The following is a 16,062-nucleotide window of genomic DNA, read 5'->3' as shown; positions in this document are numbered from 1 at the left end:
GCAGTGAAAATCGCTCACCTTCGCGGGGGACATCGCACCAGGGCCGCCCCGCAGCGCGGATGTCGCCCCCCTCTGGCGGACCCCGCCAGGGATGGGGGAAGGCGCACAGCGCCTCAGGGGGTGTCATGCCCCGATGTACGCCTTGCGGATCGAGTCATCGGCCAGCAGCGCCGCGGGCGCGCCTTCGCGCACGATGCGGCCGTTTTCCAGCACATAGGCGCGGTGGGCGATCTTCAGCGCCGCAAACGCGTTCTGCTCGGCCAGCAGCACCGTGGTGCCGGCTGCATTGATGCGCTCGATGACCTCGAACATCTGCTTGATCACCAGCGGCGCCAGGCCCAGCGAGGGTTCGTCCAGCAGCAGCACCCGGGGGCGACCCATCATGGCGCGGCCGATGGCCACCATCTGCTGCTGCCCGCCCGACAGCGAGCCGGCCGGGTCGTGCTGCTTGTCGCGCAGGATGGGGAACAGGGCGAACACCTCCTCCAGCGTCTGGCGACTGGGACCCGGGTCGCGGCGGTGCACGTAGGCGCCCAGCTCCAGGTTCTTGCGCACGCTCATCTGTGGGAACAGCTTGCGCCCCTCGGGGCACTGCACCACGCCGGACTGCACGATGGCCGAGGGCTTGCGGCCCACCAGCTCCTGGCCGTTCCAGGTGATGGAGCCGCCAGCAGCCTTGTGGATGCCGCTGGCCGTCAGGAACAGCGAGCTCTTGCCGGCGCCGTTGGCGCCCAGCAGCACCACCAGCTCGCCCTGGTCGGCATGCAGGCTGACCTGGTCCAGCGCCAGGAAGCTGCCGTATTTCAGCGAGACGTTCTCAAACTTCAGCATGCTCGCTCCCCAGGTAGGCGTCGATCACCGCCGGGTTGCGGCGGATCTCGTCGGGCGTGCCTTCGGCGATCTTCTCGCCATAGCTCAGCACCAGGATTTTGTCGGCCAGGCTCATGATCATGCCCATCTTGTGTTCGATCAGGGCCACCGTCATGCCGTGGCGCACGAACTTGCGGATCAGCTGGGCCAGGCCCTCGGTCTCCTCCGGGTTCACGCCGCCAGCCGGTTCGTCCAGCAGCAGCAATTGCGGGTCGGTGGCCAGCGCCAGCGCAAAGGCCACGCGCTTGCGTTCCTCCTGCGTGATGTCGCCCGCCAGGCGGTGGGCGATGTGCGACAGGCCGACGAAGTCCAGCGCATCGCGCGCCTTCTCGCGGCACACGCGCTCCTCCTCGCGCAGGCGGCTGGAGCCGCGCAGCACATCCCACAGCCCGGAGCGGGTGCGCAGGCGGTGGCCGACGATCAGGTTGTCCAGCACCGAGGCCTTGTCGAACAGCGACGTGGCCTGGAAGGTGCGCGCCACGCCCAGCTGCGCCACCTGGTCCGGGCGCAGCGAAGTCACATCGCGCCCGTTGAAGGTGATGGTGCCGCTGGTGGGCTTGTGCATGGAGCTGATCAGGTTGAAGAACGTGGTCTTGCCTGCGCCGTTGGGGCCGATGATGGCGTTGATCTTGCCGGCCTCGATCACGGTGCTGACGTCGTTGACCGCCGCCAGCCCGCCGAAGCGCTTGGTCAGGTGTTCAATCTTGAGCATGGGGCCGGCCCTCCTTGGCCGCACGGCGCGCGCGCCACGCCAGAAAACTGCCCACGATGCCGTGGGGCAGGAAGATGACCAGCGCCACCAGGATGGGGCCGAAGACGATGAAGCGGTACTCCTGCAGGAACTGCAGCGACTGCGTCAGCCACGGCATGCCGATGGCGCCCAGCAGCGGGCCCAGCACCGTGCCCAGGCCGCCGACGATCATGAAGATCATCATGTCGAAGGTGTGGTGCGTGCCGGCCAGGTCCGGGCCGATGAAGCGCACGAAGCCCGCGTACAGCCCGCCCGCCATGCCGGCGTAGAACACGCTGAGCATGAAGGCCAGGGTCTTGTTGCGCATCAGGTTGATGCCCAGTGCCTCGGCCAGCTCGTCGCTGTTGCGGATGGCGATGAAGGTGCGCCCCAGCAGCGACTTGACGATGCGGCGCATGGCCCACACGGCCAGCACCAGAAAGCCCAGCGTGAGGTAGTACAGCGCCAGCGGCGACTCGAAGCTGATGGCGCCGATCGGCTCGGGCGCGGGGATGCCCATGATGCCCACCGTGCCGTGGGTCAGGCCCTCCCACTTCTCGATGATGAGGAACATGATGTAGCCCACGCACAGGGTGAAGATGGCAAAGAAGTGCCCCTTCAGCCGCAGCGACAGCAGGCCCACGCCATAGCCCAGCACCACGTTCACCACCCCCGCCATGGGGAAGGCGGCCCAGAAGCTCCAGCCATGGTCCACGGTCAGGATGCCCACGGTGTAGGCCCCCACGGCCATGAAGCCGGCATGCGCCAGGTTGAGCTGGCCGGTGTAGCCCGTGATCAGGTTCAGCCCCAGCGTGGCGATGGCGAAGATGTAGGCCGTGCTCATCACCGTCAGGTGGTAGTCGTTGCCCGCCACCCAGGGGAAGGCCAGGCTGGCCGCCAGCAGCAGCCCCCAGGCCAGTTTGCTATCGATAAAAGCTTGCATCTCAGCGCCCCCTCTTTGCAAACAGGCCCTCGGGGCGCATCGACAGGATCACCACCAGCAGCACGAAGGCGATGATGTCCTTGTAGTCGGTCGAGATGTAGTAGGCGCCGAAGCTCTCGGCAAAGCCGATGATCAGCCCCCCCACGATGGCGCCGGGAATGCTGCCCATGCCGCCCAGGATGATGATCACGAAGGCCTTGGTGATCACCAGATGGCCCATGGCCGGGTAGACGAGGTTGATGGGCGCGTACAGCGTGGCCGCCACGGCCGCCAGCACGCCGGAGATGGCAAAGGTCAGCATGGCCACGCGCTGGGCGTCAATGCCGACGATGGAGGCCCCATCGCGGTTTTGCGCCATGGCGATGATGGTCGAGCCCACCACCGTGCGCGTCAGGAACAGGTGCAGCGCCACCATCAGCGCAAAGGCCGCGGCAATAATCAGCAGGCGCTGGGCCGGCGCGGTCACGCCGCCCAGGTCGATGATGCTGGTGTAGGGTGTCTGCATGCGCTGGAAATCCGCGCCCCAGAGCGCCTGGGCCGCCGCCTCCAGGAACAGCAGCACGCCGATGGCGGCCACCATGGGGTGGATGCCCGAGGCGTTGCGCAGCGGCGTGAAGACCAGCCGCTCGCTGACCACGGCCATCGCCGCCACCACGCTTGCGGCCACCAGCATCGCCAGCCAGTAGCCCAGGCCCCAGGCGTTCATCGCGTGGAAGGCGACAAAGGCGCCGACCATGTAGAACGCACCGTGCGCGAAATTGGGTACGTGCAAGATGCCGTAGACCAGGGTCAGCCCCAGCGCCACCAGCCCGTAGATACCGCCCAATGTCAGGCCATTGAGCACTTGCTGCAAAAGAACGTCCATCACGCCCTCCTGCCCTGGTGGCCGTCGCGCACGCCTGCGCCAACGGCCGTGGTGTTGTTCTGCATCCCTGTCTCCTTGATCGGTTGGCAGCGCTGGCCGGCACCCCGCTGTCAGTCCAGACTAGGGCCAGCTTTCGCAAATAAACAGTGGGAAATTCCGCTGTGCAGAACAATTCCGGGCAAACCCCGAAGGTTTGAAGGCCCGCGCAGTAACCTAGTTGACGCGGCCTGCGGGGAAACCTTATGAGGGCAACCACGGTGACCTGTCAGGGATTGGCGAAGCGGGGACAATCGCACCATGAGCGATACATCCACCACCTTGCGCCACCACCTGCAGCAACTGGAAGCCGAACTGCGCGCGGCCGCCCTGTGGGGCGCGCAGCCGCCGTCGGAGCAGGCCCTGGCATCGACCATGCCCTTCATGTACGACACCCTGCAGATCGAGGAATGGCTGCAGTGGGTGTTCGTGCCGCGCCTGCATGCGCTGCTGGACGCCAACGCCCCCCTGCCCGGCAACTGCAGCGTGCACCCGCTGGCCGAGCACGAATGGAACAACCGCTTTCCCCAGGGCCCCCACGCCACGGCCTTGCAGGTGTTGGCTCGGATCGATGCCACGCTGACTGTGGCCGCCGCGGGCTAGGCCACACCCGGGCATCCCCCCAAAAAGCAAAGCGCTGCCGAGGCAGCGCTTTTTGCAGGGTGCGGCGCCGTGCGCTCAGGTCACCGGCGCCGGGTTGAACAGCACCAGCTGGTTGGCCAGCTTCCACTGTTCGGCCCAGGTCTTCTTGCGGCCACTGGCCACGTCCAGCATGAACTGGAACATCTCCCAGCCCACGTCGGCAATCGTCTTCTCGCCCGTGGCGATGGTGCCGGCATTGATGTCCATGAGGTCGTGCCAGCGGCGCGCCAGGTCGTGGCGCGTGGCCACCTTGATCACCGGCACCTCGGCCAGGCCGTAGGGCGTGCCACGGCCCGTGGTGAACACGTGCAGGTTCATGCCGGCCGCCAGCTGCAGCGTGCCGCAAATGAAGTCGCTGGCCGGCGTGGCAGCATAGGTCAGGCCCTTGCGCTGCAGCTTCTCGCCGGGCGAGAGCACGCCCGTGATGGGGGCGCTGCCGCTCTTGACGATGGAGCCCATGGCTTTTTCCACGATGTTCGACAGACCGCCTTTCTTGTTGCCGGGCGTGGTGTTGGCGCTGCGGTCCACGCGACCTTTGTTAAGGTAATTGTCGTACCAGGCCATCTCGCGGATCATGGCCTCGGCCACCTCGGGCGAGGACGCGCGCGAGGTCAGCTGGTCGATGCCGTCGCGCACCTCGGTCACTTCCGAGAACATCACGGACGCGCCCGCGCGCACCAGCAGGTCGGTACAAAAGCCCACGGCGGGGTTGGCCGTGAAGCCGCTGAAGGCATCGCTGCCGCCGCACTGCACGCCAACCACCAGCTCGCTGGCCGGCACGGTCTCGCGGCGGCGCGCGTTAAGGCGGCGCAGGTGCTGCTCCGCCTGGCGCAGGATGGAATCGACCATGGACATGAAGCCCACATGGGCGTCGTCCTGCAGGCAAACCACGTCGAGTGCCTGCTCGCGCTCGTCCACGATGGGAAAGCTGCCCGGGGGCAGCAGGCGCTCGGGCTGCAGCTTCTCGCAACCCAGGCTGACCACCATGACCTCGCCGCCGAAGTTCGGGTTCAGGCTGAGGTTGCGCACGGTGCGGATCGGGATCACGGCATCGGGGGCGTCGATGGCCACGCCGCAGCCGTAGGTGTGGGCCAGGGCCACCACGTCGTCCACGTTGGGGTACTTGGGCAGCAGCTCGGCCTTGATGCGCTGCACGGCGAAGTCGGTCACGCCGGCCACGCACTGCACGGTCTGGGTGATGGCCAGGATGTTGCGCGTGCCCACGGAGCCGTCGGCATTGCGATAGCCCTCGAAGGTGTAGCCCTCCAGCGGCTCCAGCACGGGCGGCTGCACGGTGGCAATGGGCAAGCCCTCCAGCGAGCGCGCCTCGGGCATCTGCAGCAGTTTTTCGTGCACCCAGCTGCCTGCGGCAATCGGCTGCTGCGCGTAGCCAATCGCCACGTTGTAGCGGCGGATCACCCCGCCGGCGGGGATGTCCACCAGGGCCACCTTGTGCGCCTGGGGCACGGCGTCACGCAGGGTCAGGCCGCTGGGCAGCACGGTGCCGGCAGGCAGGCCGCCATCGTTGGCGATGATGGCCACGTTGTCGGCCGCGTGCATGGTGATGGCAAGGGGAAGGGGGGTGCTCATGACAATCTCGTCTCGGTTATCCGGGGCCCCGCACGCGGGACCCCACGCACCGCGACCGCCACCCGGAGGCAGCGGCACGGCGCGCACAGGGGTGGACTCAGTCGGCCTTGATGCCAGCCGCCTTGATCACGGCCGCCCACTTGGTCACTTCGGCCTTCTGGAACTCGGCCAGCTCGGCGGGCGTCATGCGCGAAGGCTGCATGCCAAAACTCTTGAGGCGGGCCTGCACCTCGGGCGTGGCCACGATCTTCATGATCTCATCGTGCAGGCGGTCCACGATGGCCTTGGGGGTGCCAGCCGGCGCAAACACAGCCTGCCAGGAGCCCATGTCGAAGCCTTTTTCGCCGGATTCGGCAATCGTGGGCACATCGGGCAGCGACTCCAGGCGCTTGGAGCTGGTGACGGCAATCGGACGCAGCTTGCCGGCCTGGATGTGCGGACCCACGACCAGGGCGGTGTCGAACATCATGTCCACCTGCCCGCCCATGACGTCCTGCACGGCGGGGCCGCTGCCCTTGTAGGGCACGTGGGTGAACTTCACGCCGGTCTGGTAGGCCAGCAGCTCCATCGCCATGTGGTTGGAGGTGCCGTTGCCCGGCGAGGCCGAGGTCAGGCCGCCGGCCGAAGCCTTGGACTTGCTGCCGGCCAGCACTTCAGCCAGGGTCTTGTAGGGGCTGGACGCCGGCACCACCAGCACCAGCGGTCCGGAACCCAGCATGGCGATGGGGGTGAAGGACTTGACGGGGTCGTAGTCCAGCTTGGAGTACAGGCTGACGTTGATGGCGTGCGAGCTGATGGTGCCACCCAGGATGGTGAAGCCATCCGCAGGCGCGCGGGCCGCCAGGGCCGAGCCCACGCTGCCACCGGCGCCGCCCTTGTTCTCGATGATCACCGACGTGCCCAGCGCCTTGTTCAGCGGCTGGGAAATCACGCGCGCCAGGGTGTCGGTATTGCCCCCGGGTGGAAAGGGCACCAGGTAGGTGATGGGCTTGCTGGTGGGCCAGTTGCCCTGGGCCAGGGCGGGCGCGGCGAGCATGGATGCGCCCAGCAGCAAGGAGCTGGCGGCGAGGGTGTGCTGGATCAGAGTGCGACGTTGCATGGCGATTGTCTCCTGTGGAACAAAAAGCGTCTTCTTGCGCTGTGGATGGGTGAATCAAAAACGGGGTTGGTGGCCGGTGAAGGACGGGTCGTACTTGCGCATCTGGCCCAGGTCGTCGCGGTTGCGGATGCCGCAGTGCAGGTAGTTGTCGTGCAGGCGCGCCAGGGCCGTGCGGTCCAGCGTCACGCCCAGGCCGGGGGTGGTGGGCACGCGCAGGCTGCCCTGCTCGAACTGCAGGCGGCCGCCTTCGACGACTTCCTCGTCCTGCCAGGGGTAGTGGGTGTCGCAGGCATAGGTCAGTTGCGGCACGCTGGCACACAGGTGCGTCATGGCCACCAGACTCACGCCCAGGTGGGAATTGCTGTGCATGGACAGGCCCAGATCGAAGGTCTGGCACAGCGTGGACAGGCGCTGCGTGGCGCGCAGGCCGCCCCAGTAGTGGTGGTCGCTGAGGACGATCTTCACCGGGCAGCCCATGTCGGCATTGCGGCGGAATTCGGCAAAGTCGGTCACCACCATGTTGGTGGCCAGGGGCACCTCGCATTCGCGCGCCACGGCGGCCATGCCGTCCAGGCCCGGGGCCGGGTCTTCGTAGTACTCCAGCACGCCGCGCAGCTGCTGCACGATCTGCAGGCTGGTTTCCACGGTCCAGTTGCCATTCGGGTCGATGCGCAGCGGCGTGCCGGGGAAGGCCTCGGCAAGGGCCAGGATGCCGGCGGCCTCCTGCTCGGGTGGCAGGGTGCCGGCTTTGAGCTTGATGCTCTGGAAGCCGTACTGGTCGATCATGCGCCGGGCCTGGGCCACGAGCTGCGCTGGCGTCAGGGCCTCGCCCCAGGCGTCAGGGGCGTAGGGCTGGCCCACGTGCTCGGCGTATTTGTAGAACAGATAGGCTGAGTAGGGCACGCGGTCGCGCGCAGGGCCACCCAGCAGGTCGACGATGGGGGCCTGGGCCATCTGGCCCTGCAGGTCCAGCATGGCGACTTCGAAGGCACTGACCACCTTGGCCACGGTCTTGGACACATGGGTGCCCGGGGCCAGCGAGACCTGCTGGCCGAGGAATTCCGAGGCCGTGAGCTGGGGCGGCGTGACCAGGGCCGCCACGCGGGCCTCCATGTCGTTCAACGCCCAGGGCGACAGGCCGACCAGGGCCGGCGCTGCCTTGGCCAGCGCCTCCAGCATGGACTGGTCTCCATAGCTTTCGTTGATGCCGACCAGGCCCGAGGCGGTTTCGATCTCGATGATGGAGCGCAGGGCCCAGGGCTCGTGGATGCCGGCCGCGTTGAGCAGCGGGGGATCGCGGAAGGCAATGGGCGTGATGCGGATGTGGCGGATCGCGTGGGAAGTACTCATCGTGCAGGATCAGGGATGGATATCGGGCGCAGGCCTGTGTATCCAGCGTTCCGGGAACGCGGGCGCCGCCTGCCGCCCGGCACCCGCGAGCGAGCGGCCAGGGCAGCGACAGGGGGTGACCCGGGCTGGGTCACACAGGTCTTGAGGTACGTTGTCATACAACATAAAGCGATTATCATCATGCCCATGCGCAGCCTGACATCGGAATTACCCCAAGCCCCCGCCACTTCCGTGCCCCAGGAGGGTGCTGCCCTGCGCAGCAAAGCCGGGCGTGGCAGCCGCAACCTGGCCAGCCTGTTGTCGGAGGAGTTCGGCCACAAGATCCGCCAGGGCCTGCTGCGCGAGGGGGACAAGCTGCCCACCGAGTCCGAGCTGGTGCGCAATTACGACGTCAGCCGCACCGTGGTGCGCGAGGCGTTGTCCAAGCTGCAGGCCGCCGGCCTGGTCGAAACCCGCCACGGCATCGGCACCTTCGTGCTGCCGACGCGGCACAACCCGGGACCGGTGCTCAGCGCCCATGAACTCAGCGAATCGGTGGATGTGCTGGCCGTGCTGGAGCTGCGCATCAGCCTGGAGACCGAGGCCGCCGGCCTGGCGGCCCAGCGCCGCCAGCCCCAGGACCTGGAGGCCATGCGCACCGCGCTGGAGGCCTTCGAATACCACTTCGCCCAGGGCAACGACACGGTGGCCTACGACCTGGCCTTCCACCTGAGCATCACGCAGGCCACGGGCAACCGCTATTTCCAGGACATCCTGGAGCACTTTGGCAACCTGCTGATCCCGCGCAACCGCATCACCTCCATCCACACCTCGCCCCGCGACCCCGACTACCTGCGCCGCGTGAACCGGGAGCACGAGGAAATCTATTCCGCCATCGAGCGCCAGGATGCGGAATCGGCCCGCGCGGCCATGCGCATCCACCTGACCAACTCGCGCGAACGCCTGCGCCTGGCCCAGCGCCTGAGCCAGTCCGCCCAGCCCAGCGTCGACGCCTGAGCACCGGTCGGGCCACGCCCGCCGCGCACCAGGGCACGGGCAGCCAACGCGGCAAAACAAAAACCATAGCTATTGGCGCTTGATGCACCTGCGCCAGCGGGCATTTTGACCCTCAAAGTGCCCACCGCCTGCCAGCACCAGGACCACCCATCCCCGCGTTTCCCCTAGTATTTGACGGCTTGGAATTGCAAACCCCTAGTTGTATGATGACTGATCACAACAAGGAGACAAGCACCATGGTCCGTCGCTCTCGCGTCCTGCGCTCACTACTGGCCCTGGCGGCCACCAGCCTGCTGACCGGCCCGCTGCTGGCGGCCGATGCCTGGCCCAGCAAACCCATCCGCCTGGTCGTGCCCTACCCTCCAGGCGGCAGCTCCGACATCATTGCGCGCACCATCGGTCCCTTGCTGACGCAGCAGCTCAAGCAGCCCGTGATCATCGAGAACAAGCCCGGCGCCAACGGCAACCTGGGTGCTGATTTCGTGGCCAAGGCCCAGCCCGACGGCCACACCCTCCTGCTGTGCGACCTGGGCGCGCTGGCCATCTCGCCTTCGCTGTACACCAAGCTGCCCTTCGACCTGGGCAAGGACCTGCGCGGCACGGCCATGCTGGCCTACTCGCCCCACCTGCTGGTGGTCCACCCCTCGGTGCCGGCCAACAACCTGCAGGAGCTGGTGGCCCTGTCCAAGAAGCAGGACCTGAACTTCGCCGTGACCGCCACCGGCAGCGCCCCCCACCTGGCCGGCGTGGAGCTGGCCCGCGCCACCGGCGCCAAGTGGGAATACGTGCCCTACAAGGGCGGCGTGCAGTCCATCCAGGACACCGTCGCCGGCCAGACCCAGGTGCTGATGAACGGCATGCTGGCCACCTTCCCCCATGTGCAAAGCGGCAAACTGAAGCTGCTGGGCCTGTCCAAGGGCGCCCGCATGCCCCTGGCCGCCGACGTGCCCACCATCGCCGAACAGGGCGTGCCCGGTTTCGAGACCGGCACCTGGCAGGGCGTGGTCGTACCGGCCAAGACCCCCGAAGCCGTGGTGCAACGCCTGCACGAAGCCCTGGTGACCGCCATCCGCAACCCGGAAGTGCGCGCACGCCTGACCGGCCAGGGCGCCGAGGTCGTGACCATGAACCCCGCCGAGACCGCCCGCTTCATCAGCACCGAACGCCGGCGCTGGCAGAAGGTGGTGCAAGAAGTCGGCCTCAAGCTCGACTGACCCCCGTTTTTCCGCTCTCCCGTCCACCCTTTTCTTCCGTGAACACCATGACCCCCCAAGACCTGAAACAAGTGATGAGCTCCGGCCTGCTGTCTTTCCCCGTGACGGACTTTGATGCCCAGGGCAACTTCAATGCCAAGGGCTATGCCGCACGCCTGGAATGGCTGGCCCCCTATGGCGCCAGCGCGCTGTTCGCCGCCGGCGGCACGGGCGAGTACTTCTCGCTGTACGGTGAGGAATACGGCCAGATCATCAAGACCGCGGTGGACACCTGCCGCGGCAAGGTGCCCATCATCGCCGGCGCCGGCGGCCCCACCCGCACCGCCATCGCCCACGCCCAGGAGGCCGAGCGCCTGGGCGCCCACGGCATCCTGCTGCTGCCCCACTACCTGACCGAAGCCGGCCAGGAAGGCCTGATCGCCCACGTGGAGCAGGTCTGCAAGAGCGTGAAGTTCGGCGTCATCGTCTACAACCGCGACCGCAGCCGCTTCACCCCCGAGTCGCTGGCCATCCTGGCCGACCGCTGCCCCAACCTGGTGGGCTTCAAGGACGGCATGGGCAACATCGAGACTATGTCCTCGATCTTCATGAAGATGGGCGACCGCTTCTCCTACCTGGGTGGCCTGCCCACGGCCGAGGTCTATGCCGCCGCCTACAAGGCCCTGGGCACGCCCGTGTACTCGTCCGCCGTCTTCAACTTCATCCCCAAGACGGCGATGCAGTTCTACGAAGCCGTGCGCACCGACGACCAGGCCACGCAGCACAAGCTGCTCAAGGAATTCTTCATGCCCTACCTGCAGATCCGCAACCGCGTGGAAGGCTATGGCGTCAGCATCATCAAGGCCGGCGCCAAGATCGTCGGCCACGATGCCGGCCCGGTGCGCGCCCCGCTGTCGGACCTCAAGCCCCACGAGGTGGAAGAGCTGAAGGCCCTGATCGACAAACTCGGCCCCCAATAAACCGGTCCCCGGCAGGTGCCCGCACCTGCCGGCCCCAGGAGACACGCGCATGAAAAAAATACTGATCGCAGTGGGCGCCCTGCTCGCACTCTCGGCCCAGGCCTCCGGCAGCTTTCCGGACAAGGCTGTCAACGTCATCGTGCCCTTCCCGGCCGGCGGCTCCACCGACATGGTGGCCCGTGCCGTGGCCCTGAGCATGGGCGAGCAGCTGGGCAAGCCTTTCGTGGTGGAAAACCGTCCTGGGGCCACCGGCACCATCGGCGCCGGCGCCGTCAAGCGCGCCCCAGCCGATGGCTACACCCTGCTCGTCGCCTCGCTGGGCCCTTACGTCATCACGCCGCACCTGATCAAGAACGTCCCCTACGACGCCAGCAAGGATTTCGACTACATCACCATCCCCGTGCAGGCGCCCAATGTGCTCGTCGCCAGCACCTCGCAAAAGGCACGCACCGTGGCCGAGGTGATCGCCACCCTCAAGGCCAACCCGGGCAAGATCAGCTTTGCCAGCTCGGGCAATGGCTCCTCCGACCACCTGTCGGCCGAGCTGTTCTGGCAGCAGACCGGCACCGAGGCGATGCATGTGCCCTACAAGGGCGGCGCCCCGGCCATCACCGACCTGCTGGGCGGCCAGGTGGACTTCTCGTTCCAGAACGTCAATGCCGTCCTGCCCCACCTGCGCAGCGGCAAGCTGCACGCGATTGCCGTGACCGGCACCCAGCGCTCGCCCGTGCTGCCCGATGTGCCCACGCTGGCCGAGGCCGGAGTCAAGGGCGCCGAGGTCTACTCCTGGCAAGGCATGGCCGCCCCCAAGGGCCTGCCCGCCGATGTGAAGGCCAAGCTGGCCAAGGCCGCGATTGCCGCCGTGCAGCAGCCCGACATCCGCAAACGTTTTCTGGAGCAGGGACTGGAGATCGTGGGCAACACCCCCGAGGAATTCACGCGCTTCCAGGCCCAGGAAAACGATCGCTGGAAGCAATTGATCCAGACCCGAAAAATCACGGCGGATTGACATGCCGCACCGCCTGCGTCGCTTTGCCCCTTCGCCCTTCCTGGCTGTGCCAGAGCTGGGCGGGGCGGCCCGTGCGCGGTGCCCACCACCTCTGGCCGCGCCCGTTTCCAACGGCCTTGGGGACCCCGCGCACGACGGGCCACTGAGATAGAAATGTGGGTTGGCCCCCGGGCCATCTCCGCAGGCCTGCCTCCCGGCAGGCCCTTTCCACCGGGGCTTCAGGCCCCCGCAAATTCCAAGGATTTCCCAGCATGGCGACCACCCGACCACGCGTTCTGCAATACGGCAAGATGCCACTGCCCCAGCTCGATGCCGAGCTGGCCCAGGCCTATGCGGTGACGCTGCTGTCCGAGCAGCCGGACCCCGACCGCTTCCTGGCCGAGCACGGTGCGCAGTTCGAATACCTGGTCACCACGGCCGCCCTGGGCCTGCCAGCCCGCGTGGTCGACGCCCTGCCCCAGCTCAAGTTCGTGAGCAGCTTTGGCGTGGGCTTTGACGCCCTGGACCAGGACGCCCTGTTGCGCCGCGGCGCCCGTGTGGGCTACACGCCCGGCGTGCTCGACGACTGCGTGGCCGACCTGGCCTTTGCCCTGCTGCTGGACGCCACGCGCGGCCTGAGCGCGTCCGACCGTTTCGTGCGCCGCGGCGGCTGGAGCCAGGGCCGTTTCGGCATCCACACCCGCGCCAGCGGCAAGCGCCTGGGCATCTTCGGCATGGGCCGCATCGGCAGCACCGTGGCGCGCCGCGCCTCGGGCTTCGACATGGACGTGGCCTACCACAACCGCCGCCCCGTCGAAGGTTCGCCCCACCAGTACCTGCCCTCGCTGCTGGAGCTGGCGCGCTGGGCCGACATCCTGGTCATCACCGCCGCCGGTGGTGACGGCACGCGCCACCTGGTGAATGCCGAGGTGCTGGCCGCCCTGGGCCCGCAGGGCTTCCTGGTCAACGTGGCCCGCGGCAGCGTGGTCGACGAAGCCGCCCTGGCCGAGGCCCTGCAGCACCAGCGCATCGCCGGTGCCGGCCTGGATGTGTTCGAGGACGAACCCCGCCCCCTGCCCGCCCTGCTGGCCCTGGACAACGTGGTGCTGGCCCCGCACATCGCCAGCGGCACGCACGAAACCCGCCGCGCCATGGCCGACCTGGTGCTGCGCAACCTGGCGCAATTCATCGCCACGGGCGAGCCCGAGGCCGAAGTGCCCTGGTCGGCCGCGCAGCAGACGGCCACCGCCGCATAGACCTTTCCTTTTCTGACACAGCCCCCAAAGACCGCCATGTCCAGCACCCCGACCATTACCGAAATCGAAGTCATCCCCGTCGCCGGCCGCGACGGCATGCTCATGAACCTCAGCGGCGCGCATGCGCCCTACTTCACCCGCAACATCGTGCTGGTGCACGACAGCGCGGGCCATACGGGGGTGGGCGAGGTACCGGGCGGCGAAGGCATCCGCCAGGCGCTGGAGGACAGCAAGCAGGTGCTGATCGGCCGTTCCATCGGCCAGCACCTGCAGCTGCTGCAGGCGGTGCAGAAATCCCTGGAAGGCCGTGACACCGGCGGCCGTGGCCTGCAGACCTTTGACCTGCGCATCGGCGTGCACGCCGTGACCGCCATCGAATCCGCCCTGCTGGACCTGATGGGCCAGCACCTGGGGGTGCCCGTGGCCGCCCTGCTGGGCGAAGGCCAGCAGCGCGACCGCGTGGAAATGCTGGGCTACCTGTTCTTCGTGGGCCCCAGCGACCAGACCGGCATGGACTACGTCAAGCCCGGCGAAGACACGCTGGGCACGGACGACTGGCACCAGGTGCGCCACATGACGGCCATGACGCCCGAGGCCATCGTGCGCCAGGCCGAAGCCGCCTATGCGCGCTACGGCTTCAACGACTTCAAGCTCAAAGGCGGTGTGCTGACCGGCGAGCAGGAGGTCGACGCCGTGACCGCGCTGGCCCAGCGCTTCCCCGACGCCCGCGTCACCCTGGACCCCAACGGCGGCTGGCTGCTCAAGGACGCCATCCGCCTGATGCGCGACATGCGCGGCGTGCTGGCCTATGCCGAAGACCCCTGTGGCGCCGAAGGCGGCTTCTCGGGCCGCGAAGTCATGGCCGAATTCCGCCGCGCCACCGGCCTGCCCACGGCCACCAACATGGTCGCCACCGACTGGCGCCAGATGGTGCACGCCCTGTCGCTGCAGTCCGTGGACATCCCGCTGGCCGACCCGCATTTCTGGACCATGGCCGGCTCCGTGCGCGTGGGCCAGACCTGCCGCGACTGGGGCCTGACCTGGGGCTCGCACTCCAACAACCACTTCGACATCTCGCTGGCCATGTTCACCCACGTGGCCGCCGCCGTGCCCGGCAAGGTCACGGCCATCGACACGCACTGGATCTGGCAGGACGGCCAGTACCTGACGCAGAACCCGCTGCAGATCAAAGGCGGCTTTGTGGAAGTGCCCAAGACCCCCGGCCTGGGTGTGACCGTGGACCGCGCTGCCCTGCAGCGCGCCAACGCCCTGTACCTGGAACACGGCCTGGGCGCGCGCGACGACGCCATCGCCATGCAGCACCTGATCCCCGGCTGGAAGTTCGACAACAAGCGCCCCTGCATGGTGCGCTGAACCCCGCCGCGCCCGGTTCCCCCTTCGACACACACAGGAGACACGCCATGCCATCCACCCTCAACCGCCGACGCCTGCTGCAGGGCGTGGGAGCCTCGGCACTGGGTGCCATCGGCGCCAGCGTCGGTGCGCAGTCCTTCGGCTTTGTACCGAACCAGCGCTACCCGGACCCGGCCGTCTACATCCTGGACCCCAGCTTTGCCAAGTACCGCATCTACAGCAGCACCGTGGAGCAGCTGGGCAGCGGGATGCGCTGGGCCGAAGGGCCAGCCTACTTCCCGGACACGGGCACGCTGATCCTGTCGGACATCCCCAACAACCGCCTGATGAAGTACGAGGAAAAGACCGGCCGCTTCTCGGTGCACAAGGAGGGCGTGAACTATGCCAATGGCAACGCCTGCGACCGCCAGGGCCGGCTGATCAGCTGCGAGCACTCGGTCACGCGCCGCGTGGTGCGCACCGAGAAGAACGGCCAGATCACGGTGCTGGCCGACCGCTTCGAGGGCAAGCGCCTGAATGCACCCAACGACGTGGTCGTGAAGTCGGACGACAGCATCTGGTTCACCGACCCGCTGTTCGGCATCAATGGCGAGTGGGAAGGATCGCGCGCCACGCCCGAGCAGGCCACCACCAATGTCTACCGCATCGGCCGCGACGGCCAGATCACCGCAGTCATCACCGACCTCGTCAACCCCAACGGCCTGGCGTTCTCGCCCGACGAGAAAAAGCTCTACGTCGTCGAATGGAAGGGCACGCCCCACCGCAGTGTCTGGAGCTTCGATGTCGCGGCCGACGGCCACACCCTGTCCAACAAGACCAAGCTGATCGACGCGGCCGGCCCCGGCGCCCTGGATGGCTTTCGCGTGGACCGCGACGGCAACCTGTGGTGCGGCTGGGGCTTCTCGGGGGCCTTCGCGCCCGAGGCCTCCGACATCGGCGGCGGCATGCAGGCCCACCTGCCCCTGGGCAAATCCGAGGAGATGGACGGTGTCAAGGTGTTCAACGCGCAGGGCAAGCCCATCGGCTTCATCCGCCTGCCCGAACGCTGCGCCAACCTGGCCTTCGGCGGCCCCAAGCGCAACCGGCTCTACATGGCCAGCAGCCACTCCCTCTACGCGCTCTATGTGGAAACACATGGCGCCGTGTGACA

15 protein-coding genes are annotated in these 16,062 nt (G+C 67.6%); 8 read left to right on the top strand and 7 right to left on the bottom strand.

What is annotated here, in order from left to right; translation table 11 throughout:
- Positions 1-123: 123 nt before the first annotated feature.
- From FYM52_RS10360 to FYM52_RS10345, 4 genes are read right to left on the bottom strand one after another with little or no spacing between them, the layout of a single operon-like run.
- Entirely contained in the window at positions 124-831 is a 708-nt protein-coding gene (locus FYM52_RS10360; protein WP_154164033.1) for an ABC transporter ATP-binding protein, read from the bottom strand.
- Entirely contained in the window at positions 818-1,582 is a 765-nt protein-coding gene (locus tag FYM52_RS10355; RefSeq protein WP_043385576.1) for an ABC transporter ATP-binding protein, read from the bottom strand. The genes FYM52_RS10360 and FYM52_RS10355 overlap by 14 nt, the downstream gene beginning before the upstream one ends.
- Positions 1,569-2,543, bottom strand: a complete 975-nt coding sequence (locus FYM52_RS10350) for a branched-chain amino acid ABC transporter permease (RefSeq protein ID WP_154164032.1) — start codon at positions 2,541-2,543, stop codon at positions 1,569-1,571. The genes FYM52_RS10355 and FYM52_RS10350 overlap by 14 nt, the downstream gene beginning before the upstream one ends.
- Position 2,544: 1 nt before the next feature.
- On the bottom strand, positions 2,545-3,408 hold the full coding sequence (locus FYM52_RS10345) for a branched-chain amino acid ABC transporter permease (protein WP_154164031.1): 864 nt from the start codon (positions 3,406-3,408) through the stop codon (positions 2,545-2,547).
- 297 nt (positions 3,409-3,705) lie between these two features.
- On the opposite strand from FYM52_RS10345, the gene FYM52_RS10340 reads away from it, so the two are divergent.
- Positions 3,706-4,047, top strand: a complete 342-nt coding sequence (locus FYM52_RS10340; RefSeq protein WP_154164030.1) for a YqcC family protein — start codon at positions 3,706-3,708, stop codon at positions 4,045-4,047.
- A 75-nt stretch (positions 4,048-4,122) separates the two neighbouring features.
- On the opposite strand, the gene garD is transcribed toward FYM52_RS10340, so the two are convergent.
- The 3 genes from garD to FYM52_RS10325 all read right to left on the bottom strand — a co-directional run bounded on the left by garD (position 4,123) and on the right by FYM52_RS10325 (position 8,125).
- Positions 4,123-5,676, bottom strand: coding sequence for a galactarate dehydratase (garD, locus tag FYM52_RS10335; RefSeq protein WP_043385573.1), 1,554 nt, complete (start codon positions 5,674-5,676; stop codon positions 4,123-4,125).
- A 97-nt stretch (positions 5,677-5,773) separates the two neighbouring features.
- Positions 5,774-6,775, bottom strand: a complete 1,002-nt coding sequence (locus FYM52_RS10330) for a tripartite tricarboxylate transporter substrate binding protein (RefSeq protein WP_154164029.1) — start codon at positions 6,773-6,775, stop codon at positions 5,774-5,776.
- Between the two features lie 54 nt (positions 6,776-6,829).
- Positions 6,830-8,125, bottom strand: a complete 1,296-nt coding sequence (locus FYM52_RS10325) for a glucarate dehydratase family protein (RefSeq protein ID WP_154164028.1) — start codon at positions 8,123-8,125, stop codon at positions 6,830-6,832.
- Between the two features lie 186 nt (positions 8,126-8,311).
- Here FYM52_RS10325 and FYM52_RS10320 point away from each other — a divergent pair, with 186 nt between their 5' ends.
- The 7 genes from FYM52_RS10320 to FYM52_RS10290 all read left to right on the top strand — a co-directional run bounded on the left by FYM52_RS10320 (position 8,312) and on the right by FYM52_RS10290 (position 16,060).
- Complete coding sequence (locus FYM52_RS10320) at positions 8,312-9,121, top strand: FadR/GntR family transcriptional regulator (RefSeq protein WP_154164027.1); 810 nt, start codon at positions 8,312-8,314, stop codon at positions 9,119-9,121.
- A gap of 236 nt (positions 9,122-9,357) precedes the next feature.
- On the top strand, positions 9,358-10,335 hold the full coding sequence (locus FYM52_RS10315; protein WP_154164026.1) for a tripartite tricarboxylate transporter substrate binding protein: 978 nt from the start codon (positions 9,358-9,360) through the stop codon (positions 10,333-10,335).
- A gap of 47 nt (positions 10,336-10,382) precedes the next feature.
- On the top strand, positions 10,383-11,294 hold the full coding sequence (gene kdgD / locus FYM52_RS10310) for a 5-dehydro-4-deoxyglucarate dehydratase (RefSeq protein WP_045267600.1): 912 nt from the start codon (positions 10,383-10,385) through the stop codon (positions 11,292-11,294).
- 49 nt (positions 11,295-11,343) lie between these two features.
- Positions 11,344-12,303 (top strand): tripartite tricarboxylate transporter substrate binding protein, encoded by a 960-nt coding sequence (locus FYM52_RS10305; protein WP_154164025.1) that lies wholly within the window; start codon positions 11,344-11,346, stop codon positions 12,301-12,303.
- Positions 12,304-12,554: 251 nt separating this feature from the next.
- Positions 12,555-13,538, top strand: a complete 984-nt coding sequence (locus tag FYM52_RS10300) for a 2-hydroxyacid dehydrogenase (protein ID WP_154164024.1) — start codon at positions 12,555-12,557, stop codon at positions 13,536-13,538.
- Between the two features lie 36 nt (positions 13,539-13,574).
- The gene (locus FYM52_RS10295; protein ID WP_154164023.1) at positions 13,575-14,912 is read left to right on the top strand and encodes an enolase C-terminal domain-like protein; all 1,338 of its coding nucleotides are present in this window, start codon (positions 13,575-13,577) and stop codon (positions 14,910-14,912) included.
- 47 nt (positions 14,913-14,959) lie between these two features.
- The gene (locus FYM52_RS10290; RefSeq protein WP_154164022.1) at positions 14,960-16,060 is read left to right on the top strand and encodes an SMP-30/gluconolactonase/LRE family protein; all 1,101 of its coding nucleotides are present in this window, start codon (positions 14,960-14,962) and stop codon (positions 16,058-16,060) included.
- The last annotated feature ends 2 nt before the right edge of the window (positions 16,061-16,062 follow it).

It is taken from the genome of Comamonas sp. CAH-2 (genome assembly GCF_009668305.1).
GTDB classification, from domain to species: domain Bacteria; phylum Pseudomonadota; class Gammaproteobacteria; order Burkholderiales; family Burkholderiaceae_C; genus Comamonas; species Comamonas aquatica.
Note: the sequence above shows the minus strand (reverse complement) of the source record. Positions and strands in the feature narration are given on the sequence as shown.